The organism is Mycobacterium sherrisii, assembly GCF_002102355.1.
GTDB classification, from domain to species: domain Bacteria; phylum Actinomycetota; class Actinomycetes; order Mycobacteriales; family Mycobacteriaceae; genus Mycobacterium; species Mycobacterium sherrisii.
This window is the reverse complement of the sequence record NZ_LQPT01000040.1, coordinates 43905-67826: the sequence shown is the minus strand read 5'-3', so window position 1 is coordinate 67826 and position 23922 is coordinate 43905. Positions and strand designations below refer to the sequence as shown.

The window sequence follows — 23922 nt, the reverse complement described above, 5'->3', positions numbered from 1 at the left end:
TCTGCTTGCGGCTCAACCTTGATGGGATGGTCTCCTGATGCGGGGCAACATCGTGCTGGCGCCAGACAAGTTCAAGGGCTCGTTGACGGCCGAGCAGGCCGCGGGGGCAATGGCCCAGGGGGTGAATCGGGCCAACCCGGAACTGACGCCGATCGTCTGCCCCGTCGCGGATGGGGGAGAAGGCACGCTGAGCGCGGTCGTGGCGGCCGGATTCGAGCCGGTCGACGCGGAGGCGAGTGGTCCGACCGGTGCTCCCGTGCGTACCGGGTATGCCCGCAAGGATGGGCGAGCGGTCATCGAGATGGCCGATATCTGTGGCCTGCAGCGACTTCCGGGCGACACGATGGCGCCGATGACGGCGACGAGCTACGGGTTGGGGCAGGTGATCGCCCAGGCGCTCGACGACGGATGCCGTGATCTGGTGATCACGGTGGGCGGCAGCGCCAGTACTGACGGCGGTGTGGGGATGCTGATGGCGCTGGGCGCCGAGGTGCAGGATCGCCACGGCGTTCCGATCGCATCCGGCGGACAGGGGTTGGCCGATGCTGCCCGTCTCGATGTGAGCCGGCTGCATCCGGGTCTGAGCACGGCCACCGTCACGCTGGCCGCCGACGTGGACAGCCCGCTGTGCGGGCCGCTCGGCGCCGCCGCCGTCTACGGACCACAAAAAGGCGTCAGCGCCGATCAGATCGCCGAACTGGACCGCGGCCTGACGCACTGGGCGGACCTGGTGGCACGGGTGACCGGCGATGACCGCCGGAATGCGCCGGGCGCCGGTGCCGCGGGCGGGGTGGGATTCGGCGCGCTGGCCGTGCTGGGCGCCCAGATGAAACCCGGCATCGACATGATCCTCGACCTGGTCGAGCTCGATCGAAAGTTGTTGGGCGCCATCATGGTCATCACCGGGGAGGGGTCCCTCGACCACCAGTCGTTGCGCGGCAAGGCGCCGGTGGGCGTTTCCCGCCACGCGCACGCGCACGGTATCCCGACCTTCGCCGTCGCCGGGATCTCGAGCTTGACCGGCGCCCAGGCCCGCACCGCGGGTTTCGGCGCCGTGCGCACGCTCAACGAAGTGGAGCCGGATCTGACGCGTTGCACGGCCAACGCCGCCGAACTGCTGATCCGGGTGACCGAGCAACTGATCCGGGACAGCACCCGGTCCTGGCAGGCGCAGCCGCATTCGTTCGCCGAACGCGGACCGTCGGTTTGATATCTAAAATCAATCACGCTGGGGCGTCGGAACACCGCACACTAGCATCGGCTGCGTAGCCGATCCGGACCGCACACCGCTGCGCTGTCGGCAGTTCGTGACCGAAGGAGGTCCACCCAATGCCCACCCTGTTGCTGGACCATCCGAGCTTCGCCAAGCATCGAACGGCGGGGGGACATCCGGAACGTCCGGACCGTTACCGCGTGGTGGAAGCGGCGCTGCGCCAGCCGCAATTCGACACCCTGGTGCGCGAGCGTGCGGAGATTGCCGACCTGGCGACGACACGCTACGTGCATTCCAACCGCTACGTCGACGAGCTCGAAGCCGCTCGCCCGGCGGAGGGCGCCGAGGGTACGGGGGGCGCGGGGGGCGCGGGGGGCTATGTGTACCTCGATGGCGGCGACACCATGATGGAGCCGTCGACCTGGGAGGTGGTGCTGCGCGGAGTGGGCGGCACGCTGCAGGCGATCGATAGCGTGTTGACCGGCCGCGTGCAAAACGCGTTCGTGGCGTGCCGGCCACCGGGGCATCACGCGGAAACAGAACGGGCCATGGGTTTTTGTTTGTTCAACAACATCAGCATCGGCGCGCGGCACGCGCAGCGCGAGCATGGTGTGCAGCGGGTTGCGATCGTCGATTTCGACGTGCATCACGGCAACGGCACGCAGCAGATCTTCTACTCCGACGCCGACGTGCTGTACGCGTCTACCCACCAAATGCCGCTCTTCCCGGGCACGGGTGCCGTCGGCGAAACGGGGGTCGGCAATATCTTCAACTCACCGCTGCGCCCCGGCGACGGCGGTGCGCAATTGCGTGCGGCATTCCAGCAACGGATATTGCCCGCCCTCGAGGGCTTCGCTCCGGAGCTGATCCTGGTGTCGGCGGGATTCGACGCGCACGAACGTGACCCGCTCGGCTCACTGACGATGACCGCCGACGACTTCGGCTGGGTTACCCGTGAGTTGCTGAACGCCGCCGAAAAGCATTGCGACGGAAGACTGGTCGCGATCCTCGAGGGGGGTTACGACTTGCGAGGACTCGCGGATTCCGTCGTCGCGCACGTCGGCGAACTGATGAAGGGGTAAGACAGTTCGGCTGCCGTGCGGTCTTCGGCATTGGGCACCTGTAAGCGCGCCTGGCTCGGCGTGCGCAGCCGAGGTCTTTCCGTCGTCGCGGTGTTCGTAGTCCGGCGCGAAGAACGCATCCATCACATCCGCCACCGGGCGGTAAGAGCAGAACAGCAATTCGCGTAGCGCACCGAAGCCGCCCGCTATGACGAAAAGTGAAGCGGGCCGTCATAACAGCGAACAGGGTTTCACCTCAGCCGCCGATCGGGGAACGGGGCATGAGGGTGGTCGGCACGCCCACTCGGTGAGCCGCGCTGCCGGACGCGTGCGTCACCATGCCGCCGGGTGGGAGCTTGGCGTGGTGTTTGTGCGGGGCCCCGGGCGCCGAATGATGTCCATCCGGGCCGGCGGCGGGCGAGGCCGAAGGTCCCGAAGCCGCGTTGAGCCAACCAGGTGGGACCGACAGGGTTCCCAAGTGGGAGGCCTGCCCGAGACCCGCCGCGGGGTCACCGCCCAATCCCGCCGCCCAGGGATCGACAAGCTGATCCAGAGCACCCAGCGGCCCGACCGCGCCCAATTCGGGGAGGGCTTCCTCGACACCCAACAGCGAGTCGCTGCCCACCAACTCGAGACCGGAGCCGGCCAAATCCAGGGCGAACCCACTGATGTCGGTACTCAACCCGAAACCATCGGAGCCGAAACCCAATGCGCTGGTGCCGATTTCGGGAGCGCTACCGCTACTGACGTCGACGAGGCTGTGCATCGCCAGGGCGAGCTGCGACGCGCTCTGGATTCCGGCATTGGTGGTGGTAGGGACGGCTTTGCCGGAGGTCTTGGCCACTCGCGACAGCATGGCCAACGGCGAAAGGCCGGAGAGCCCGGACAGCCCGGACGAGGCCAGCGGCCCCGTCGTGCTCAGCGTGGTCGACGCGCCGGAACCGGGTCCGGACATGCCTTGCAAAGTGGTCGCCGCCGATTGCAACAGCTTGGCCGACACGCCCTGCGCGCTGCTTTCCGGCCCGCTCGCCTCGGCCGTGCATGGGGGAGCCGTGAAGGCCGAGAGTCCGGATGCCGCAACAGCATTGGCCGCATAACCGTACATCGCTGCCGCGTCGACGGCCCACATGTCGGCGTACTCGGCCTCGGTGGCCATAATGGCCGGCGTGTTCTGGCCGATCAGGTTGCTGGCCACCAGTGCGGCCAGGCGTGCCCGGTTGGCGGCGATGAGCGGCGGGGGCACTGTCATCGCAAAGGCCGTCTCGTAGGCATAGGCGGCAGCGGTGGCCTTCGTCGCGACTTCCTCGCACTGGGTGGCGGTGTCTCGCACCCATGCGGTGTAGGGCAGTATCGCGGCGGTCATCGCCATCGACGAGGGACCCGTCCAGGATTCACTGATCAATTCGGCGATCACGGCCTCGCATCGGCCGGCCGCCATGTGCATCTCGACGGCCAGCTCCTCCCACCCGGCGGACGCGGACAGCAGAGTCCCAGGACCGGGGCCCGAATACATCCGGCCGGAGTTCACTTCCGGTGGTAACGCCCCGAAGTCCATGCCTGCCTCGCTTGTGGTCTTGCGATATGTCGCCGATCTCATAGCGCCTCGGGCGCAACGTTGTATACAGTATTCATTCGGCCACTGGCGGCGGCGGTTCCGAAGCCCACTCATATAAAATTCATATGTTGCTGGGCCGGGCCGGGCCGATCCGACTGAACGGGAAAACCCGCCTATCGTGGAACCATGTGCCGGAACATCACCGAACTGCGCGGTTTGCAGCCAGCGGCCAGCGCGGAAGAGATCGCGGCGGCGGCGCGCCAATATGTGCGGAAGGTCAGCGGCATCGACCACCCGTCCGCGACCAACGCCGAGGCGTTCGAGGCCGCCGTCGCCGAGGTCACCCAGACCACGACGCGGTTGCTCGAGGCGCTGCCGCCGCGGCGGCAACCGCCCAAGACCGTCCCGCCGTTGCGTCGGCCCGAGGTCCGGGCCCGGCTGGCCGCATCGAAATGACGCTCACCGCAACGACTCCCGCCCTCAAGGAGTGGAGCGCGGCCGTGCACGCGCTTTTGGACGGTCGGCAATATGTGCTGTTGCGCAAGGGCGGGATCGCAGAGAAGCGGTTCGAGGTGGCCGCACCGGAGTTCTTGTTGTTCCCCACGGTGGCCCACAGCCACGAAGAGCGGGTGCGGCCCGAGCATCGCGATCTGCTGGCACCTGCGGCCGCCGACAGCACCGAAGACCGGCTGGTGATCCGAGCTGCTGCGAAAGTGGTTGCCGCAGTGGCGGTTAACCGACCGGAACGGCTCGGGGAGATCGAGGACCTGCACATCTGGACAGCGGAGTCGGTGCGGGCCGACCGGCTCGACTTCCGGCCCAAGCACAAGGTCGCCGCACTGGTGGTCTCGGTGTCCGCGCTGCTCGAACCGATACATTTGACCCGCAGCCCGGAGTACGGGGGTTGCACCAGCTGGGTGCGGCTGCCCGCCCGGCCGGCATTGGGGACGCCGATCCACGACGATGCGGTGTTAGCCGGGGTGGCCGCCCGGGTCCGCGCCGCCGTTGGCTGACAGCTCCGCCGGGCCGACCGGAAGCAGCAGCCGGGAGCGTCCGTAGGCGATGGCGTGGGTGGCCGGCTTTGCCTGGCGGGCGGTGAGCGGCGGCTCGTCGGTGCCGAGGTTCGGCGCGTACCGCGGCGACCAGCTGCCGGTGATCAGCACTCGGATGCGGGAGCCGGCGCGGAAACGGTGCGCGACCGGGTCGAGTTCGATGCGGACGAGCTCGGCCGGGGTGCCCAGCCGGCGGTAGGCGTCGCTCACATTGCGAGATCGGCCCTTGGCGTCGACCTCGCTGACTCGGACGAACACGTCGACATTGGGCTTGTCGGAACTATGCTGCAGTTCGATCGCCGGGTTGCCGTATACGCACAAGTCGTCCAAAAGTGTTGCGGTGTCAAATGTCAACACGTCGTCGCGCCGGGCCAGCCGGCTGTCGTCGCGGTACCCGCCGACCGGGGCCAACAGCGCACCACCGATGGTGGGCGTCGGGTTGGCGGGGTCATAGCGGAAGGTCACCGGTGCCAGCCCGGCACCGTCGGGTGGCGCGTCGTGCAGATGGCGGCCGGGCCACAGATACAACGCGCGCTGCGTGGTGACCGGTGGCCAGTCCGGCAGGTTTCGCCAGCCCTGGCCGGTTACGCACACCCGAACCCTGCTCGGTCGCCGCAGCGTTGAGATCCCGGCCAGGTGGGTGTCCAGCCAGTCCAGCGATTCGCGCACGCCGGTGGACAGTCCCTTGGTGAGCAGTTGGGTATGCGTCCACGGGCCGATGGTCATCGCCACGTCGACGCCGCGCCCGCGCAGGTGGCGGTACTGCCGAACGGTCTGGCGCAAAAAGATGTCCTGCCAGCCGCCCAGCAACAGCACCGGGACCTCGACGCGGTCCAACGACGCGCCGAACCGCAACCGCTCCCAGAACGGAAGTTCCGGGTCGGTGTTTTCCACCCACGACTCGAACCACGGAGCCCCGCTGCCGAGCATGCGACGGGCCGCCGCCCCGAAGGGCACCTCGGCCACCGTGCGCGCCACCCGGTGCGGCGCCCGCAGCTGGCGTAGGCCGGACTTGAGGCGCACCGGATCTTCCTGATGGGCCACCATGTCGCTCCAGCCCAAAAAGTCGCCCGCCGCAAAGGATCCGGTGTCCCACACCGAGGCGGCGAAATCGTGGGGACCGGCCGTGATGACGGCCGCGGCCAACTGCGGCGGCGGGTTCTGCAAGATCGCCCACTGCGTGAAGCCCAGATACGACGGTCCAAGGGTGGCGAATCGGCCGGTGAACCAGGGCTGATTGATCAGCCACGCCACGGTGTCCGCCCCGTCCTCGGCCTCGTGGACCATCGGCTCGAATTGCCCGGTGGACCCGAAAGTCCCACGCACGCTTTGCATTACGACGTGGTATCCACGCGAGGCATATAGCCGGGCGAACAGCAGCGAGAACGGAAACCCGCGGCCGTACGGACCGCGCACCAACACGGTCCCGGCGGGACTGGAGGTGGTGGGCGCGTAGTGGTCGGCGACCAGGCGCGCCCCGTCACGCATCGGCACTTCGACCCGGTTCACCGTGTAGCCGGTGGTGGCCGGGCGCAGACCCAGCACCCGGCCCAACGCGTTGCCGCCGAATTGGCCGAGGGTGCGCAGCGCCGGTTCACCGGGACGCGTCGAAGTCATGCTCACGCCCACCAGGTTAAGGCCGGAGCGTTTGCTGTTCCGGGAGGGTCAGAACTTGTAATACGGGATGAGATCGTTGGCCCGTTGCAGATTGGTGGACGGGCAGTCGACCTCGGGGTTGGAGTAGACCGTCGAGAAGTACAGGGCCTGCTGCAGCACGCCGTAACTGGTTTTGAACGCCACCATGCAGGAGAAGTACCAGTAGCTGTTGTGGTAGGTCGGCTTGAGCACCCAGTACGTCGCGGCCCGGTGTCCCTGGATCGTCGTCTCCAGCGCGTCGGGCGGCAGCGATTGTTCGTAGGTGCGCCAGATGATCGGCTCGACGGCCAGCTGGTAGTTGCCCGCGTCCAAGTGGCAGCGCAGACCGTCCTCGTGTTCGGGCGGGGTGAAGGCCAGGCCCAGCCGCTGCAGCACGTCGAAGGGGATGTCCTCGCACGCGTCGAACGGCCGCGGGTCGGTCGTGGCGATGATCGGACTCTTCATCGTGGTTTCCAGCGGCAGCGCGGTCGACCGCAGCTGAAAGGTGTTGCCGCCGCCGGTCGGTGCGGGCGGCGCAGCCTGCCAACCCAGCACGACCGCTGTCGTCACCGCGCCGAGCGCCCCGATCAGGCGCACCTTGGTGAACATGACACCCCCTACCCTCGGCGGTCCTTGCCGGGAGTGTACAAGTCACGTGCGCGGGGTCACAGCTAAACCCGAGCCGGGGTGCTTGGCCCCGCCCGGGGCGGTGTCCAACGGGCCGGCGGGACCGGGCGCGGGCCGCCGAGTCGTTAGGCTGGTTATTCGTGGTGACCCGGGACTCGACCGACGGAGGCCAGCAGGCCTCCCAACCAACCTCCCAACCAACGCTGTGGGCGGTCTCGGATCTGCACACGGGTCATCTGGGCAACAAGCCGGTCACCGAGTCGCTGTATCCGTCCTCTCCGGACGACTGGTTGATCGTCGCCGGTGATGTCGCCGAACGCACCGACGAGATCCGCTGGGCGCTTGACCTGCTGCGACGCCGGTTCGCCAAGGTTATCTGGGTGCCGGGCAACCACGAGCTGTGGACGACCAATCGCGATCCCAACCAGGTTTTCGGCAAGGCGCGCTATGACTATCTGGTCAACATGTGCGACGAGATGGGCATCGTCACCCCGGAACATCCGTTTCCGGTATGGACCGAGCGCGGCGGCCCGGCCACGATCGTGCCGATGTTTCTGCTCTACGACTACACCTTCTTGCCGGACGGGGCGCTCAGTAAGGCCCAGGGTCTGCAGATCGCGCGCGATCGCAACGTGGTCGCCACCGACGAGTTTCTGCTGTCGCCGGAGCCCTATCCGACCCGCGACGCGTGGTGCCGGGAACGTGTGGACATCACCCGCGCCCGCCTCGAGCAACTCGACTGGATGACGCCCACGGTTCTGGTGAACCACTTCCCGCTAGTGCGCCAACCCTGCGACGCGTTGTTCTACCCGGAGTTTTCGCTGTGGTGTGGCACCGCCAAGACGGCCGACTGGCACACGCGATACAACGCGATCTGCTCGGTCTACGGTCATCTGCACATCCCACGCACCACCTGGTATGACGACGTGCGCTTCGAGGAGGTTTCGGTGGGCTACCCCCGGGAGTGGCGCCGCCGCAAGCCGTTCAGTTGGCTGCGGCAGGTGCTGCCCGATCCGCGGTACGCCCCGGGTTACCTCAACGAGTTCGGGGGACACTTCACCATCACCCAGGAGATGCGCGAGCAGTCCGCGAAGTTCCGGGAGCGGTTGCAGCAACGGCAGTCCCGATGACCGCCGACATGCTGGTGTCGTCGGTGCTACCGGTTATGCAGGACATGGCGTATTCGGAGGCGTACTCCGATCCGCCCGGACTGACCCCGTTGCCCGAAGAAGAGCCGTTGATCGCCAAGTCGGTGGCCAAGCGGCGCAACGAGTTCGTCACCGTGCGGCACTGTGCCCGGGTCGCGCTCGGTGAGCTGGGCCTGCCGCCGGTCCCGATTCTCAAGGGCGACAAGGGCGAACCGTGCTGGCCAGACGGTGTGGTGGGCAGTCTGACCCATTGCACGGGGTATCGGGGTGCCGTGGTGGGGCGCAGCAGTTCGGTGCGTTCGGTCGGGATCGACGCCGAACCGCACGACGAGTTGCCGCACGGTGTGCTGGACGCGGTCAGCCTTCCCGCGGAGCGCGGCGAGATTCCGCGGGCCATGCCGGCCGGTGTGCATTGGGATCGAATCCTGTTCTGCGCCAAGGAAGCAACGTACAAGACATGGTTTCCGCTGACCAAGCGGTGGTTGGGTTTCGAGGATGCCCACATCAGCTTCGAGGCCGACGGCCCTGGCGCGAGGACCGGTACGTTCGTCTCCCGGATTTTGATCGACCCGGAGGCGTTGTCGGGGCCGCCGCTGACCGAGCTGAGCGGACGTTGGTCGGTCGAGCGTGGGCTTGTGCTCACCGCGATCGTGCTATGACCGAAAACTCCGGCGGGCCCTGCGGCCCGGGGTTAGTAGTCGTGGACAAGCCGGCCGGTATGACCAGCCATGACGTCGTGGGCCGTTGCCGCCGCATCTTTGCGACCCGGCGGGTGGGACACGCCGGGACGTTGGATCCGATGGCCACCGGTGTGCTGGTGATTGGGATCGACCGGGCCACCAAGATCCTCGGGTTGTTGACGGCCTCGGCGAAGTCGTATTCGGCCACCATCCGGCTGGGCCAGACCACCTCCACCGAGGATGCCGAAGGTGAACTCCGGCAAACCATTTCGGCCACGCATGTCACAGATGAGCAGATCGCCGCCGCCGTCGGCGGGCTCCGCGGCGACATCGAACAGGTGCCGTCAGCGGTCAGCGCGATCAAGGTCGGGGGTCGTCGCGCCTACCAATTGGTCCGCGACGGTCAGCAGGTCGAACTCAAGGCGCGTCCGGTGCGGGTCGACCGGTTCGAGATTTTGTCGATCCGCCGCGACGGGGGACTGATAGATCTGGAGGTCGAGGTTGACTGTTCGGCGGGCACCTACATCCGGGCGCTGGCCCGCGACCTCGGCAGCACGCTCGGCGTGGGTGGGCACCTGCGGGTGTTGCGGCGCACCCGGGTGGGGCGCTTCGAGCTGGACCGGGCCCGGTCGCTCGACGAGTTGGCCGAACGGCCGCAGCTGAGCTGGACGCTGGATGAGGCGTGCCTGCTGGTGTTCCCGCGGCGGGTCCTCACGCCCGAGGAAGTCGAGGCGACCCGGCACGGCCGGCCGCTTTCGTCGGCGGGAATCGACGGGGTCTATGCCGCCGTCGATCCCGAAGACCGGGTGATTGCACTGCTGCGCGACGAAGGGTCGCGGACAAAGCCAGCGGTGGTCCTCCGCCCCGCGACGATGCAGGACTGGAAGTGCTGAGGAGGAGTGGGGCAATGGGGTGGGGCCCCGCGACGATGCAGGACTGGAAGTGCTGAGGAGCGCTCAGAGTCGGCCCAGCAGTTCGGCTTTCTTGGTCGCGAACTCCTCGTCGGACAGGATGCCGCGCTGATGCAGCCCGGCCAGTGATTCGATTGCAGCGACGATCGCCGCGGGGTCTTCGGCACCGCCGGAAGCCGGCCTGGGTGCCGGCGGTTCGGGCGCGGCCTGCGGCGGCGGGCCGGACTGGTACTGCGACTGAAAATGCGGCTGGTGCGCGGCAGGCGGCGTTGCGGCCGCCGGCTGCCCGCCCACCTCACGCAAACTCGAAACGCCAAAGCTGCCCAACTGACTGGTGAAAATCACCGAGCCGCCCGCCCCCCCCTGTTGCTGTTGCACACCTGCGATTCGATGCTCGGCGGTGTCGAAAATCCGTGTGACACCGTTGGTTTCGATTACGAGACGTCTGGTGCCCGGGAAGAACGCGTAGCGCACGTCGTTTTGCCCGCCGACCGCGCTCGGCACCCCGAGCTCGGCCGGCCACCAGTTGTTCGAGCCGAGTCCGCCCAGCGGCGGGGCGGCCGCAGGGGGAAACACCTCGGTGCTGGACAGTAGCTGGACCAACTCGTTGCACAGCGCGTCGACGCGCGCCTTGAGCGCGTTGTCGAACATGTCGCCGACCATCGTCATTCCCCCGCGCATCCATTGCCCGTTCCCGCCGAGTTCCGGGATGCTGAACTGGGCCATGGTGCCGCCACCGGCGCGAAGGGCAACCAGCATGGCCAGCACCGACTCTTGTGCGAGCCCGTGGCGCGCGGCGATGTCGGCGATAGCGGTGGCGGCTTGGGGAGTCACCGTTGCCTTCATGTCGTGCATCCTTCGTCGTCGGTATTGGTTCGAGCCTACGCAAACGGCGAGCGATAAGCACCGGATCCCGACGTCGCTAGTGGGGGTTCCAGCAACCAACGCGGCACGGCTAAGCTGCCGACTAGACGGGTGTCAACAACCCCATGGCCCGGAGGTGCGCGCATGTCCAACAAGGTTTACGTCATCGGCGTCGGCATGACCAAGTTCGAGAAGCCGGGTCGTCGCGGGGGTTGGGACTACCCGGACATGGCACGGGAGTCGGGCACCAATGCGCTGACCGACGCCGGCATCGACTACAGCAAAATCGAGCAGGGCTACGTCGGCTACGTGTACGGCGAGTCGACCGCCGGGCAGCGCGCCCTCTACGAACTGGGGTTGACCGGCATCCCAATCGTCAACGTCAACAACAACTGTTCGACCGGATCCACTGCGCTGTTTCTGGCAGCACAGGCGATTCGGGGCGGGCTGGCCGACTGCACGCTCGCCCTGGGCTTCGAGAAGATGAAGCCCGGATCGCTGGCCACGACTTACGAAGACCGCACCAACCCGATGGACAAGCACGTCAAGGCGATGGCCGAGATCAGCGAGTTCGCCTTCCCGGCGGCGCCGTGGATGTTCGGCGCGGCGGGCCGCGAGCACATGAAGCAGTACGGAACCAGCGCGGAACACTTCGCCAAGATCGGCTACAAGAACCACAAGCATTCGGTGAACAACCCGTTCGCGCAATTCCAGGACGAGTACACCCTCGACGACATCCTGGCGGCGAAGATGATCTACGACCCGCTGACCAAGCTGCAGTGCTCGCCGACCTCGGACGGGTCCGGTGCCGCGATCCTGGCCTCGGAAAGATTCGTCGACCGCCACGGGCTGGCCGGCCAGGCGGTGGAGATCGTCGGGCAGGCCATGACCACCGACTTCAAGTCCACCTTTGACGGCAGCGCCAAGGGCCTCATCGGCTACGACATGAATGTGCAAGCAGCGCAACGGGTTTACGATCAGTCCGGGTTGGGCCCGGAGGACTTTCAGGTGATCGAGTTGCACGACTGCTTCTCGGCCAACGAACTGCTGCTCTACGAAGCCCTCGGGCTGTGCGGTGCGGGTGAGGCGCCCAAGCTGATCGACAACGGCGACACCACCTACGGCGGGCGCTGGGTGGTCAACCCGTCCGGCGGGTTGATCTCCAAGGGCCACCCGCTGGGCGCGACCGGGCTGGCGCAGTGCGCCGAGCTGAACTGGCAGCTGCGCGGACAGGCCGACAAGCGTCAGGTGGACAACGTCAACGCCGCGCTGCAACACAACATCGGGCTGGGCGGGGCCGCCGTCGTCACCGCCTACCAGCGGGCCGAGCGTTAGGACGCCATGATCGAATGGTCCGAAACCGACCTGATGATGCGGGATGCCGTTCGTCAGTTCGTGGATAAGGAGATCCGCCCGCATCTGGACGAGCTGGAAACCGGTGGGTTGTCGCCGTATCCGATCGCGCGCAAATTCTTCAGCCAGTTCGGCCTCGACGCGATGGCCGCCGAGTCGGTCAAGAAGATGCTGGACCGCGAGCGCGCCCGGCAAAACGGTGAAAAGCCGGACGCCACAGCCGATTCCGGCGGCATGGGGGTCCAGGGCTCGACGATAGCGGTGCTGGTCTCCGAGATCGCCCGGGTCAGCATCGGATTGCTGAGCACCGCGTCGGTCAGCCTCGGCTTGGGCGCGGCGACCATCGCCAGCCGCGGCACCCTTGCGCAGAAGGAACGCTGGCTGCCGGAGCTGATGACGCTGGAAAAGATTGCGGCGTGGGCGATTACCGAGCCGGACTCCGGATCGGACGCGTTCGGCGGCATGAAGACCTACGTCAAGCGTGACGGCGAAGACTACATCCTCAACGGGCAGAAGACCTTTATCACCAACGGCCCCTACGCCGACGTGCTGGTGGTCTACGCCAAGCTGGACGAGGGCGACGCCGGCCTGGACAAGGAAGGCAAGCGGAATCGGCCGGTGCTGGTTTTCGTGCTCGACGCGGGAATGGAAGGCCTGACTCAGGGCAAACCGTTCAAGAAGATGGGCATGATGTCCTCGCCCACCGGCGAACTGTTCTTCGACAACGTTCGGCTAAGCCGGGACCGGTTGCTCGGCGAGAGCGAGCAGCCCGCCGGCGGCGACGGCCGCGATAGTGCCCGTGACAACTTCGCCGCCGAGCGGATCGGGATCGCGATGATGGCGCTCGGCATCATCGACGAGTGTCATCGGCTGTGCGTGGATTACGCCAAAACCCGCACGCTGTGGGGCCGCAACATCGGGCAATTTCAGCTGATCCAGCTCAAGCTGGCGAAGATGGAGATCGCCCGGATGAACGTACAGAACATGGTGTTCATGACGATCGAGCGTCAGCAGGCCGGTAAACCCCTGACGCTGGCCGAGGCGTCGGCGGTCAAGCTATACGCATCGGAGACCGCCACCGAGGTGGCAATGGAGGCCGTGCAGTTGTTCGGCGGCAACGGCTACATGGCCGAATACCGGGTGGAGCAGCTGGCGCGGGATGCGAAGTCCCTGATGATCTATGCCGGCAGCAACGAGGTGCAGGTGACCCACATCGCCAGGGGTCTACTGGGCGGCTAGGCTGTCGCGCCGAACGTGCTCTGAGGGTGGAAAATCGGGCGAAATGTCGCCACCAGAACACGTTGGGCGCGAGCGGAAAAGCTAGGCCACGACCCAGACCGCCCGGGCTGCCGGACTGCCCAGATCGACGGTGGTCTCGGCGCCATCGGACGATTCGATCGCGACCGAGATCATCCCGGCAAATTCCCGCCGGGTCAGCACCCGCAGCCGCGAGTCCAGGCTGATCCCGACGCTGGAGAAGTAGCGCAGCATTTCGGGGTCGGCGTCGGAAATGCGCGCCACCGTTGCGCTCTCGCCGTCATCACACGCCCACAGCTGCCGCGCCGGTGGGGTGGGTATCTGGCCGTCGGAGGCCGGGATGGGGTCGCCGTGCGGGTCGCGCTGAGGGAATCCCAGCTTGGCGTCGATGCGCGCGACCAGCCGCTCCGATACCGCGTGCTCGAGCACCTCGGCCTCGTCGTGCACCTCGTCCCAGCCGTAACCCAGCTCGTTGACCAGGAACGTTTCCAGCAACCGATGCCGGCGAACCACCGCCAGCGCCGCCCGCCGACCCGCTTCGGTCAGGCTGACCGCGCCATACTTCGCGTGGTCGACCAACCCCTGCTCGGCGAGTTTGCGGATCGACTCCGACGCGGTGCTGGCCGATACGCCGATCCGGTCGGCCAGCATCTTGGTGCTGACTTTCTGCGGAGTGCCGTCCGGAGACCACTCCTGGGCATTCCAGATGACCTTGAGGTAGTCCTGGCCCACCGCGGTGAGACCGCCAGCCTCGTCGTCAGCACTCACAACCGCAAAGTTTAGGCAAACTATCTCTGATCCGGTGGCCGGACGGGCCGCCGATGGGCGGAATCGGCATCCATCGGCGCATCGAGCGGCCGTGCACCGTAGGCTTGCGATCGTGCAGCGGTGGCGCGGCCAAGATGAGATCCCCACTGACTGGGGCAGATGTGTACTGACGATCGGGGTGTTCGACGGTGTGCACCGCGGTCATGCCGAATTGATCGCCCACGCGGTGAAGTCCGCCCGGGCGCGCAGCGTGCCGTCCGTGCTGATGACCTTCGATCCGCATCCGATGGAAGTGGTCTATCCGGGCAGCCATCCCGCCCAGCTGACGACCCTGACCCGGCGCGCCGAGCTGGTCGAGGAACTCGGTATCGACGTCTTCCTGGTGATGCCGTTCACGACCGATTTCATGAAGCTCACCCCGGAGCGGTACGTCCACGAGCTGCTGGTGGAGCACCTGCACGTCGTCGAGGTCGTGGTGGGGGAGAACTTCACCTTCGGCAAAAAGGCGACTGGCACCGTCGACACCCTGCGCAAGGCCGGTGACCGGTTCGGGTTCTCGGTGGAGTCGATGTCCCTGCTCTCCGAACATCACAGCAACGAGACCGTGACGTTCTCCTCCACCTACATCCGCTCCTGCGTCGACGCCGGCGACATGGCGGCGGCCGCCGAGGCGCTGGGACGCCCGCACCGCGTCGAAGGTGTCGTCGTGCGGGGGTACGGCCGGGGAGTCGAGCTGGGCTACCCGACCGCCAACGTGGCACCGCCGATGTACTCGGCCATCCCGGCCGACGGCGTGTACGCCGCATGGTTCACCGTCCTCGGTCACGGCCCGGCCACCGGCACCGTAATCCCAGGTGAGCGCTACCAGGCCGCCGTATCCGTCGGAACCAACCCGACATTTTCGGGCCGCACCCGCACCGTCGAGGCGTTCGTCCTGGACACCAGCGCCGACCTGTACGGCCAGCACGTCGCCCTCGACTTCGTCGCGCGCATCCGCGGCCAGCGCAGGTTCGACTCGGTGCAGGATCTCGTCGACGAGATCGGCGCCGACACCGAACGGACCCGCGCCCTGCTCTCGGACTAATCCGCCGCCCCGGCGGTTAGCTCCCGCGCCGAACCGCTGCTAAACTGCCGGACGACATCGGCGCGTGCTGCGGTTCGCGGTGGCCGGGCCTTGACAAGTAACGATCGCGGACCAATTGATGGAGATCTCTTCGTGGCGCTTACTGCCGAGCAGAAAAAAGAAATTCTGAGCCAATACGGCCTGCATGACACCGACACCGGTTCGCCGGAGGCGCAGATCGCGCTGCTGACCAAGCGCATCGCCGACCTGACCGAGCACCTCAAGGTGCACAAGCACGACCACCACTCGCGGCGCGGTCTGTTGCTGCTGGTGGGGCGCCGCCGCCGGTTGATCAAGTACATCTCACAGATCGACGTCGAGCGGTACCGCTCGTTGATCGACCGTTTGGGCCTGCGTCGCTGACGCACGGTTCCGTCGGGCGACGTTCGCCCGTGTAGAGTAAGAGCGTTCTGGGCCGTCTGGCCCGAGCAAACGGTGCGGTCCGCGCAGATCCGCGCGTTCCGTTCCAGCGTGTCACTACGCCTGTTCGTCAGAGCAGCCCAGTCTGCATCGGGCGGTCTTCGGTAGTGGCAGCCGGGCTCTCCGGATCTGGGGCAGGTCGGCTGCTTCGATCGACGGCCGTAGCCGCATTCAGACTCTCCTCTCGGGTAGCTCTCGGGGTACTCGCGCATGACGACGCGAAATAGCTGAATAACCCAGAGAGGCTGTACGGACACCCATGTCTGTAGCTGAAATTGATGAGGGCGTGTTCGAAGCGACCGCCACGATCGACAACGGGTCCTTTGGTACCCGAACCATTCGTTTCGAGACCGGTCGGCTGGCCCTGCAGGCCGCCGGTTCCGTCGTCGCTTACCTCGACGACGAAAACATGCTGCTGTCGGCGACGACCGCAAGCAAGTCACCCAAGGAGCACTTCGACTTCTTCCCGCTGACGGTCGACGTCGAGGAGCGGATGTACGCCGCGGGCCGCATTCCCGGCTCGTTCTTCCGCCGGGAGGGACGTCCCTCCACCGACGCGATCCTGACCTGCCGACTGATCGACCGGCCGCTGCGTCCGTCGTTCGTCGACGGCCTGCGCAACGAGATCCAGATCGTGGTGACGATCCTGAGCCTGGACCCCAACGACCTGTACGACGTGCTGGCGATCAACGCCGCGTCGGCGTCCACCCAGCTCAGCGGCCTGCCGTTTTCGGGCCCGATCGGGGGTGTGCGGGTCGCGCTGATCGACGGCCAGTGGGTCGCGTTCCCGACCGTCGAGCAGCTCGAGCGCGCGGTGTTCGACATGGTCGTGGCCGGTCGCATCGTCGGCGAAGGCGACCACCAGGACGTCGCGATCATGATGGTCGAGGCCGAGGCCACCGAGAACGTCATCGAGCTCGTCGAGGGCGGCGCTCAGGCCCCGACGGAAACCGTTGTGGCCGAAGGACTTGAGGCCGCCAAGCCGTTCATCGCCGCACTGTGCACCGCGCAGCAGGAGCTGGCCGGCGCCGCCGCCAAGCCCACCGGCGAGTACCCCACGTTCCCCGATTACGCCGAGGACGTCTACTACTCGGTCGCCTCGGTGGCCACCGACGAGCTGGCCAAGGCCCTGACCATCGGGAGCAAGGCTGAGCGCGATGCGCGCACCGACGAGCTCAAGGCGGAAGTGCTGGCGCGGCTCGCGGGAGACAACGGGGCCCACGAGGGCCGGGAGAAGGAGATCTCGGCGGCCTTCCGTTCGCTCACCAAAAAGCTGGTGCGCCAACGCATCCTGACCGACCACTTCCGCATCGACGGCCGCGGTGTCACCGACATCCGGGCGCTTGCGGCCGAGGTCGCCGTCGTCCCGCGGGCGCACGGCAGCGCGCTGTTCGAGCGCGGCGAGACCCAGATCCTGGGCATCACCACACTGGACATGATGAAGATGGCCCAGCAGATCGATTCGCTGGGACCCGAGACCACCAAGCGCTACATGCACCACTACAACTTCCCGCCGTACTCGACCGGTGAGACCGGCCGGGTGGGCTCACCCAAGCGCCGCGAGATCGGGCACGGGGCCCTCGCCGAGCGGGCGCTGATTCCGGTGCTGCCCAGCGTCGACGAATTCCCCTACGCCATCCGCCAGGTGTCGGAAGCGCTGGGCTCCAACGGTTCGACCTCGATGGGTTCGGTCTGCGCGTCCACGCTGGCGCTGCTCAACGCCGGTGTGCCGCTGAAGGCTCCGGTGGCCGGCATTGCGATGGGCCTGGTGTCCGATGACGTCGAGCTGGACGGCAAGTCCGAGCGCCGGTTCGTCACCCTCACCGACATCCTGGGCGCCGAGGATGCGTTCGGCGACATGGACTTCAAGTGCGCGGGCACCAAGGACTTCGTCACCGCCCTGCAGCTGGACACCAAGCTCGACGGCATCCCGTCGCAGGTGCTCGCCGGTGCTCTCGCCCAGGCCAAGGACGCGCGCCTGACCATCCTCGAGGTGATGGCCGAGGCCATCGACGCGCCCGACGAGATGAGCCCGTACGCCCCGCGTGTGACCACCATCAAGGTTCCGGTCGACAAGATCGGTGAGGTCATCGGACCCAAGGGCAAGGTGATCAACGCGATCACCGAGGAGACCGGCGCGCAGATCTCCATCGAGGACGACGGCACCGTCTTCGTCGGCGCGACCGACGGCCCCTCCGCCCAGGCCGCGATTGACAAGATCAACGCGATCGCCAACCCGCAGTTGCCGACGGTCGGCGAGCGATTCCTCGGAACCGTAGTCAAGACAACGGATTTCGGTGCTTTCGTGTCGCTGCTGCCTGGTCGCGACGGGCTGGTGCACATCTCCAAGCTCGGTAAGGGCAAGCGCATCGCCAAGGTCGAGGACGTGGTCAACGTCGGCGACAAACTGCGTGTGGAGATCGCCGACATCGACAAGCGGGGCAAGATCTCGCTGGTCCTGGTCGCCGAAGAGGACTCAGCAGACGGCGCAGCACCCGCGGCAGATTCCCCGGAGACCGCGCCATCCGATGCCGCGACAGCCAGCAGCTGACGACGCGGCCGGCGCGCGCTCGCCTCGCGTGGGGGCCTTGCGGCGGGGTAAGCAGGTCGTCAAGGCGTCGCCGGGGCCGCAGGACACGTTGCGGCGCACCACATTGCCGGGCGGTCTGCGGGTGGTCACCGAGTACCTGCCCGCCGTCCGGTCCGCGTCGGTCGGGGTATGGGTGGGCGTGGGCTCGCGGGATGAAGGCGCCACCGTGGCGGGCGCGGCGCACTTCCTCGAGCATCTGCTGTTCAAGTCGACGCCGACCCGCACCGCGGTGGACATCGCCCAGGCGATGGACGCCGTCGGTGGCGAGCTGAACGCGTTCACCGCCAAAGAGCACACCTGCTACTACGCGCACGTGCTCGACACCGATCTGGCGCTGGCCGTCGACCTGGTCGCCGACGTCGTCCTCAACGGCCGCTGCGCCGCCGACGACGTCGAGGTGGAACGCGACGTCGTGCTGGAAGAAATCGCGATGCGCGACGACGACCCGGAGGACGCGCTCGGGGACATGTTCCTTTCGGCACTGTTCGGGGACCATCCGGTCGGACGGCCGGTTATCGGGACCGCGCAATCGGTGTCGGCGATGTCCCGCGCCCAGCTGCACTCGTTTCACGTCCGGCGCTACACACCGGAACGGATGGTTGTGGCGGTCGCCGGTAACGTCGACCACGACGAGGTGGTGGCGTTGGTCCGCCAGCACTTCGGGTCGCACCTGGTGCGCGGGCGCCCACCCATCGCGCCGCGCAAAGGGAGCGGGCGGATCGCCGGCCGGCCGGCATTGACGGTAGCCAAGCGTGACGCCGAGCAGACCCACGTGTCGCTCGGTGTGCGTACGCCCGGCCGCGGCTGGGAGCACCGCTGGGCGCTGTCGGTGCTCAACACCGCGCTCGGCGGTGGGCTGAGCTCGCGGTTGTTTCAAGAGGTTCGCGAATTACGCGGGCTGGCCTACTCCGTGTTCTCGTCGGTCGACACGTTCTCCGACAGCGGCGCACTGTCGGTGTACGCCGCGTGCCTGCCCGAGCGGTTCGCCGACGTCATGCGGGTCACCAGCGCGGTGCTCGAATCGGTGGCGCGCGACGGCATCACCGAGGCGGAATGCCGCATCGCCAAAGGCTCGTTGCGTGGCGGGATCGTCCTGGGGCTGGAAGACTCCAGTTCTCGTATGAGCCGCATCGGTCGCAGCGAGTTGAACTATGGCAAGCATCGCAGTATCGAGGACACTCTCCGCAAGATCGACGCCGTCGCCGTCGACGAGGTCAATGCCGTGGCAAACCGGTTGCTGACCAAGCGTTACGGTGCGGCTGTCATGGGTCCGTATGCGTCCAAACGATCACTGCCGCAACAACTTCGGGCGATGGTACGGTAGTTCAAATGTCTGCCTCGTTGCTCGCGTCCTGCTGGCGCTGGTCGTCAATGGAGTAGCCGGATGGTACTGGGTTTTTGGGACATCCCGGTCCCGATCGTGGGTGCACCGATGGCGGGCGGGCCCGGCAGCCCGGCATTGGCGGCGGCGGTGTCCAACGCCGGCGGCCTCGGCTTCGTGCCCGCCGGTTACCTGAGCGCCGAACAGTTCGCCGCCGATGTCGCCGCGGCGCGTGCCGCGACCACCGGTCCGCTCGGGGTGAACTTGCTGGTGCCGCAACCCAGCGTCGCGGACTGGGTGGCACTGGACTTCTACGCCGACGAACTCGAAGGGGTCGCCGAGCACTACCAGGTGCACGTCGGGCGCCCCGAGTACGGTCACGACGACGATTGGGCACGCAAGCTCGAGGTGGTCGCCGATTTGCGTCCCGAACTGGTGTCCTTCACCTACGGCGTCCCCTCACCGGACGTGATCCGCCGGTTCGGCGCGCTGGGATTGCTGGTGATGGTCACCGTGACCTCGTTGTATGAGGCGGGCGTGGCGGTCGCCGCGGGTGCGGACAGCCTGGTGGTCCAGGGCCCCGACGCCGGCGGCAACCGTGCCACCTTCGCACCCGACATGGAACCCGGGAGCGAATCGCTGCATCAACTGATCGACCGCATCCATCGGGCGCATCGCGACGTTCCGATCATCGCGGCCGGCGGGCTGGGCACCGCCGAGGACGTCGCCGGGGTGTTGCGCAGGGGAGCGGTGGCCGCGCAAGTCGGCACCGCGCTGTTGCTCAGCGACGAGGCGGGCACCAGCCCGGCGCATCGCGGCGCGATGAAGAACCAGCTGTTCGCCAAGACCATCGTCACGCGCGCCTTCTCGGGCCGTTATGCGCGCAGCCTGGAGAACGAATTCATCCGCCACTTCGACAACATCGCGCCGCTGGGTTATCCCGAGGTCAACCAGATGACGCTGCCGATCCGGGAGGCCGCCGCCGAGCGGGAAGATCCCAACGGCATGAACCTGTGGGCGGGAACGTCTTTCCGCGAGGCGCAGCCCGGCCCCGTCGCGGATATCGTTGCGGATCTGACGCCCGACTGAGGCTCAGCCCAGCAAGCTCGCCGGGTCGGCGAACGGCAAACCCAGATCGGCGGCCACCCGTTCGGACAACAACGCGCCCCGGTGCGTCGAAAGCCCATTCGCCAGAGCGGGATCCGAGTGGCAGGCCTGTTGCCAGCCCTGCTCGGCGATCTTGAGCACGTAGGGCATGGTGGCGTTGGTCAGCGCGTAGGTCGAGGTCTTCGGAACGGCGCTGGGCATGTTCGCCACGCAGTAGAACACCGTGTCGTGCACCGGGAACGTCGGGTCGTCGTGAGTGGTGGGTCGCGAGTCTTCGAAGCAGCCACCCTGATCGATCGAGATGTCGACCAGGACGGCACCGGGTTTCATCTGCGCCACAAGAGAATTCGTGACCAGCTTGGGTGCTTTGGCGCCGGGCACCAGGACCGCGCCGATCACCAGGTCGGCCAGCTTGACGGCGCCCTCGAGCTCATAGGCCGATGAGTGACGGGTCTGGATGCGGCCGGCGAACTCGGCGTCGAGCAGCCGCAGCTTGTTGATGTCGAGGTCGAGCACCCGCACGCTGGCTCCCATGCCACTGGCCACCCGGGCCGCGTTATAGCCGGCCGTTCCGGCGCCGATGACCACCACATCGGCGGGTTTGACGCCCGGCACACCGCCCATCAGCACCCCGCGCCCGCCGCGGGTGCGCATCAGGTGGTACGCCCCGATCTGGGCGGACAACCGGCCGGCGACCTCGCTCATCGGCGCCAGCAGGGGCAGCGCACCGTCGCCGGTCTGGACGGTCTCATAGGCGATGGACGTTGCGCCGGAGGCGATTAGCGCGTCGGTGCAGGCGCGGGAGGCGGCCAGGTGCAGATAGGTGAACAGCACCTGACCGGCCCGTAGCAGGCCGTATTCGGATGGCATCGGCTCCTTGACCTTGAGCAGCAGGTCGGCGTCGGCCCAGACCTGATCGGCGGAGCTGAGCAGCTGGGCGCCCGCCGCCTTGAACTCCGTGTCGGCGATCGCCGAACCGTCTCCGGCGCCGGCCTGGACCAGCACCTCGTGGCCGCGCCGGGTCAGTTCGGCGACCCCCGGCGGCGTGATGGCCACCCGGAATTCGTTGTTCTTGGTCTCGGTAGGAATGCCGACTCGCATGCCACCAGTGTGAAGAAACTTCGATGAAGCGGCAAACATGCTGATGTTAATTCTATATGATTCCTGCGTGACCGATAAGTCCACGGATATCGTCGATACCGGAGGCGGGGCGCCGAAGAATGTTCGGCCCCCCGATCTCGACGCCGTCGACCACAAGATCCTGAGCCTGTTGCACGCCGACGCGCGCATCGCCAACAACGCGCTTGCCGAGGCCGTCGGGATCGCCCCGTCGACGTGTCACGGCCGGGTGCGCCGCTTGGTGGACCTCGGGGTCATTCGCGGTTTCTACACCGACATCGACCCGGTCGCGGTGGGCATGCCGCTGCAGGCGATGATCTCGGTCAACCTGCACTCCAATGCGCGCGGCAAGATCCGCGGCTTCATCCACCAGATCCGGACCAGGCGGCAGGTGATGGACGTGTATTTCCTCGCCGGTGCCGACGATTTCCTGCTCCACGTCGCGGCGCGCGACACCGAGGACCTGCGGTCGTTCGTGGTCGAGAACCTCAACGCCGACGCCGATGTGGCCGGCACCCAAACCTCGCTGATCTTCGAACATCTGCGCGGCGCCGCGCCTATTTAACCGGCGATTTGCTGTGGCTATGATCCACGAATGGGCGACCCGTGCGTAGTGGGCCCGCCGCCGACGAGACGCGATCCCGCCGTAGCCGTCGTCGGGGCCGGCATGTCGGGGCTGTGTGTCGCAATAGCCTTGCTGCGCAGCGGTATTGACGACATCACCATCTACGAAAAGGCCCACGAGGTGGGCGGCACCTGGCGGGAAAACACTTATCGGGGTCTGGTCTGCGACATCCCGTCGCGGGTTTACCAATACAGCTTCGCCAGGAATCCGAATTGGTCCCACCTATTTTCGCCCGGAGACGAGATCCAGGCCTACTTTTGCGCCGTGGCGGACCAATTCGGGTTGCGGGACCGGATCCGGTTCGGCACCGCGATCACCCATGCCCGTTTCGACGACGGCCGATGGCTGCTGCGCACCGACGCCGGATCCGAATCGCGCGTCGACTTTCTCATCTCGGCGACCGGCGTGCTGCACCACCCGCGGCTTCCGTCGATCCCGGGACTGGATGAGTTCCACGGACCCGTTTTCCACTCCGCGCGCTGGGATCACGACGTGCCGTTGCGCGGCCGCCGTATCGCGGTGATCGGCAACGGATCCACCGGTGTCCAACTCGTGTGCGGTCTCGCCGGGGTGGCAGGCACGGTGTTGACGTTCCAGCGCACGGCGCAATGGGTGTTGCGGCTGGCGAATCCCCGCTACAGCAAATTCACCGCGCTGACCCGGCGACGGCTGCCGTGGCTCGATCGGGCGGCGTACCGGATGTACAGCCTGGGCTACGACTTCTTCGCGGTGGGCCTGACCAAACCCGGATTGCGGCGGTGGATCATGGCGGCGCTATGCCGCGCCAGCCTCTGGGAGGTGCGCGACCGCCAGCTGCGCCGGGCCCCGACCCCCGACTACACACCGGCGTGCAAGCGGCTGGTGATGTCGGATGGCTTCTACCGGGCCATCCAACGCGACGACGTCGAGCTGGTCACCGCCGGCATCGATCATGTGCAGCGAAGTGGCATCGTGACCGACGACGGCGTGCTGCACGAGGTCGACATCATCGTGCTGGCAACGGGATTCGACACGCACGCGTTCTTCCGCCCGCTACAGCTGATCGGCCGCGATGGGATCGCGGCCGACGACGTCTGGCGCGACGGCCCACACGCCTACCAGGCCGTGGCGTTGACCGGCTTTCCCAACTTTTTCATGATGCTGGGCCCGCACAGCCCGGTGGGGAACCTCGCCCTGACCACCGTCGCGGAATCGCAGGCCGACCACATCGTAGGCTGGATCCAGCGCTGGCGCCGCGGCGAATTCGACACGATCGAACCCACCGCAGCGGCGACCGAGCGCTTCAACGACAAGCTGCGGGCGGCGATGCCGAACACGGTGTGGACGACCGGCTGCAACAGTTGGTACCTCAACAAGGACGGCGTGCCGGAGGTGTGGCCGCTGACGCCGGCCGAACACCGCAGCATGTTGTCGCGCCCCGATGCCGGCCAGTACGACCTGCGCCGCCGGGTGCCCACTCGCTGAAGAACCCGGTACCGGCGGTTTCGCATATT

General features: G+C 67.1%; 22 protein-coding genes. 16 read left to right on the top strand and 6 right to left on the bottom strand.

The window, feature by feature from the left end; all coding sequences use genetic code 11:
* Positions 1-37: 37 nt before the first annotated feature.
* Together AWC25_RS07405 and AWC25_RS07400 are read left to right on the top strand one after the other, a co-directional pair.
* Positions 38-1210 (top strand): glycerate kinase, encoded by a 1173-nt coding sequence (locus AWC25_RS07405; protein WP_069400858.1) that lies wholly within the window; start codon positions 38-40, stop codon positions 1208-1210.
* Positions 1211-1329: 119 nt separating this feature from the next.
* On the top strand, positions 1330-2295 hold the full coding sequence (locus AWC25_RS07400; RefSeq protein WP_085166561.1) for a histone deacetylase family protein: 966 nt from the start codon (positions 1330-1332) through the stop codon (positions 2293-2295).
* Positions 2296-2530: 235 nt separating this feature from the next.
* On the opposite strand, the gene AWC25_RS07395 is transcribed toward AWC25_RS07400, so the two are convergent.
* Positions 2531-3871, bottom strand: coding sequence for a PPE family protein (locus tag AWC25_RS07395; protein ID WP_244899468.1), 1341 nt, complete (start codon positions 3869-3871; stop codon positions 2531-2533).
* 144 nt (positions 3872-4015) lie between these two features.
* Here AWC25_RS07395 and AWC25_RS07390 point away from each other — a divergent pair, with 144 nt between their 5' ends.
* Together AWC25_RS07390 and AWC25_RS07385 are read left to right on the top strand one after the other, a co-directional pair.
* The gene (locus tag AWC25_RS07390) at positions 4016-4285 is read left to right on the top strand and encodes a DUF2277 family protein (protein ID WP_069400861.1); all 270 of its coding nucleotides are present in this window, start codon (positions 4016-4018) and stop codon (positions 4283-4285) included.
* Positions 4282-4842, top strand: coding sequence for a DUF1802 family protein (locus AWC25_RS07385; RefSeq protein WP_069400862.1), 561 nt, complete (start codon positions 4282-4284; stop codon positions 4840-4842). Before AWC25_RS07390 ends, AWC25_RS07385 begins: the two co-directional genes overlap by 4 nt.
* Here the strand turns inward: AWC25_RS07385 and AWC25_RS07380 are convergent.
* Together AWC25_RS07380 and AWC25_RS07375 are read right to left on the bottom strand one after the other, a co-directional pair.
* Complete coding sequence (locus AWC25_RS07380) at positions 4801-6504, bottom strand: CocE/NonD family hydrolase (RefSeq protein WP_085166559.1); 1704 nt, start codon at positions 6502-6504, stop codon at positions 4801-4803. The genes AWC25_RS07385 and AWC25_RS07380 overlap by 42 nt on opposite strands.
* 42 nt (positions 6505-6546) lie before the next feature.
* Positions 6547-7125, bottom strand: coding sequence for a DUF3558 domain-containing protein (locus AWC25_RS07375; protein ID WP_069400863.1), 579 nt, complete (start codon positions 7123-7125; stop codon positions 6547-6549).
* Positions 7126-7286: 161 nt separating this feature from the next.
* On the opposite strand from AWC25_RS07375, the gene AWC25_RS07370 reads away from it, so the two are divergent.
* The 3 genes from AWC25_RS07370 to truB are packed head-to-tail and all read left to right on the top strand — an operon-like array spanning position 7287 to position 9864.
* A complete protein-coding gene (locus tag AWC25_RS07370) occupies positions 7287-8273 on the top strand; it encodes a metallophosphoesterase family protein (protein ID WP_069400913.1) in 987 nt (328 codons plus the stop codon).
* On the top strand, positions 8270-8950 hold the full coding sequence (gene pptT / locus AWC25_RS07365; RefSeq protein WP_085166558.1) for a 4'-phosphopantetheinyl transferase PptT: 681 nt from the start codon (positions 8270-8272) through the stop codon (positions 8948-8950). The genes AWC25_RS07370 and pptT overlap by 4 nt, the downstream gene beginning before the upstream one ends.
* Complete coding sequence (gene truB, locus AWC25_RS07360; RefSeq protein ID WP_069400865.1) at positions 8947-9864, top strand: tRNA pseudouridine(55) synthase TruB; 918 nt, start codon at positions 8947-8949, stop codon at positions 9862-9864. The genes pptT and truB overlap by 4 nt, the downstream gene beginning before the upstream one ends.
* Positions 9865-9927: 63 nt before the next feature.
* Here truB and AWC25_RS07355 read toward each other — a convergent pair whose 3' ends face one another.
* Positions 9928-10728, bottom strand: a complete 801-nt coding sequence (locus AWC25_RS07355; protein WP_069400914.1) for an SHOCT domain-containing protein — start codon at positions 10726-10728, stop codon at positions 9928-9930.
* Between the two features lie 162 nt (positions 10729-10890).
* Between AWC25_RS07355 and AWC25_RS07350 the strand changes: the two genes are divergently transcribed.
* Positions 10891-12081: a lipid-transfer protein gene (locus AWC25_RS07350; RefSeq protein WP_069400866.1), complete on the top strand. Its 1191-nt coding sequence runs from the start codon at positions 10891-10893 to the stop codon at positions 12079-12081.
* 6 nt (positions 12082-12087) lie between these two features.
* Entirely contained in the window at positions 12088-13338 is a 1251-nt protein-coding gene (locus tag AWC25_RS07345; RefSeq protein WP_085166557.1) for an acyl-CoA dehydrogenase family protein, read from the top strand.
* Positions 13339-13419: 81 nt separating this feature from the next.
* On the opposite strand, the gene mntR is transcribed toward AWC25_RS07345, so the two are convergent.
* Positions 13420-14124, bottom strand: coding sequence for a manganese-binding transcriptional regulator MntR (gene mntR / locus AWC25_RS07340; RefSeq protein WP_085166556.1), 705 nt, complete (start codon positions 14122-14124; stop codon positions 13420-13422).
* Between the two features lie 112 nt (positions 14125-14236).
* On the opposite strand from mntR, the gene AWC25_RS07335 reads away from it, so the two are divergent.
* The 5 genes from AWC25_RS07335 (at position 14237) to AWC25_RS07315 (ending at position 20667) form a co-directional block, all read left to right on the top strand.
* Complete coding sequence (locus tag AWC25_RS07335; RefSeq protein WP_069400869.1) at positions 14237-15208, top strand: bifunctional riboflavin kinase/FAD synthetase; 972 nt, start codon at positions 14237-14239, stop codon at positions 15206-15208.
* A 132-nt stretch (positions 15209-15340) separates the two neighbouring features.
* Positions 15341-15610 carry a 30S ribosomal protein S15 gene (gene rpsO, locus AWC25_RS07330; protein WP_044513170.1) on the top strand — a complete coding sequence of 90 codons (270 nt, stop codon included), beginning with the start codon at positions 15341-15343 and terminating at the stop codon, positions 15608-15610.
* A gap of 316 nt (positions 15611-15926) precedes the next feature.
* On the top strand, positions 15927-18218 hold the full coding sequence (locus AWC25_RS07325) for a polyribonucleotide nucleotidyltransferase (protein WP_069400870.1): 2292 nt from the start codon (positions 15927-15929) through the stop codon (positions 18216-18218).
* Positions 18196-19581, top strand: a complete 1386-nt coding sequence (locus AWC25_RS07320) for a M16 family metallopeptidase (protein WP_084229369.1) — start codon at positions 18196-18198, stop codon at positions 19579-19581. Before AWC25_RS07325 ends, AWC25_RS07320 begins: the two co-directional genes overlap by 23 nt.
* Before the next feature lie 60 nt (positions 19582-19641).
* Positions 19642-20667 (top strand): nitronate monooxygenase, encoded by a 1026-nt coding sequence (locus AWC25_RS07315; protein ID WP_069400871.1) that lies wholly within the window; start codon positions 19642-19644, stop codon positions 20665-20667.
* A gap of 3 nt (positions 20668-20670) precedes the next feature.
* Here the strand turns inward: AWC25_RS07315 and ald are convergent, their stop codons facing one another.
* Positions 20671-21786, bottom strand: a complete 1116-nt coding sequence (gene ald / locus AWC25_RS07310; protein WP_085166555.1) for an alanine dehydrogenase — start codon at positions 21784-21786, stop codon at positions 20671-20673.
* A gap of 43 nt (positions 21787-21829) precedes the next feature.
* Between ald and aldR the strand changes: the two genes are divergently transcribed.
* Together aldR and AWC25_RS07300 are read left to right on the top strand one after the other, a co-directional pair.
* Positions 21830-22369 (top strand): HTH-type transcriptional regulator AldR, encoded by a 540-nt coding sequence (gene aldR / locus AWC25_RS07305; protein WP_069400916.1) that lies wholly within the window; start codon positions 21830-21832, stop codon positions 22367-22369.
* Between the two features lie 30 nt (positions 22370-22399).
* On the top strand, positions 22400-23893 hold the full coding sequence (locus AWC25_RS07300; protein ID WP_069400873.1) for a flavin-containing monooxygenase: 1494 nt from the start codon (positions 22400-22402) through the stop codon (positions 23891-23893).
* Positions 23894-23922 lie beyond the last annotated feature (29 nt).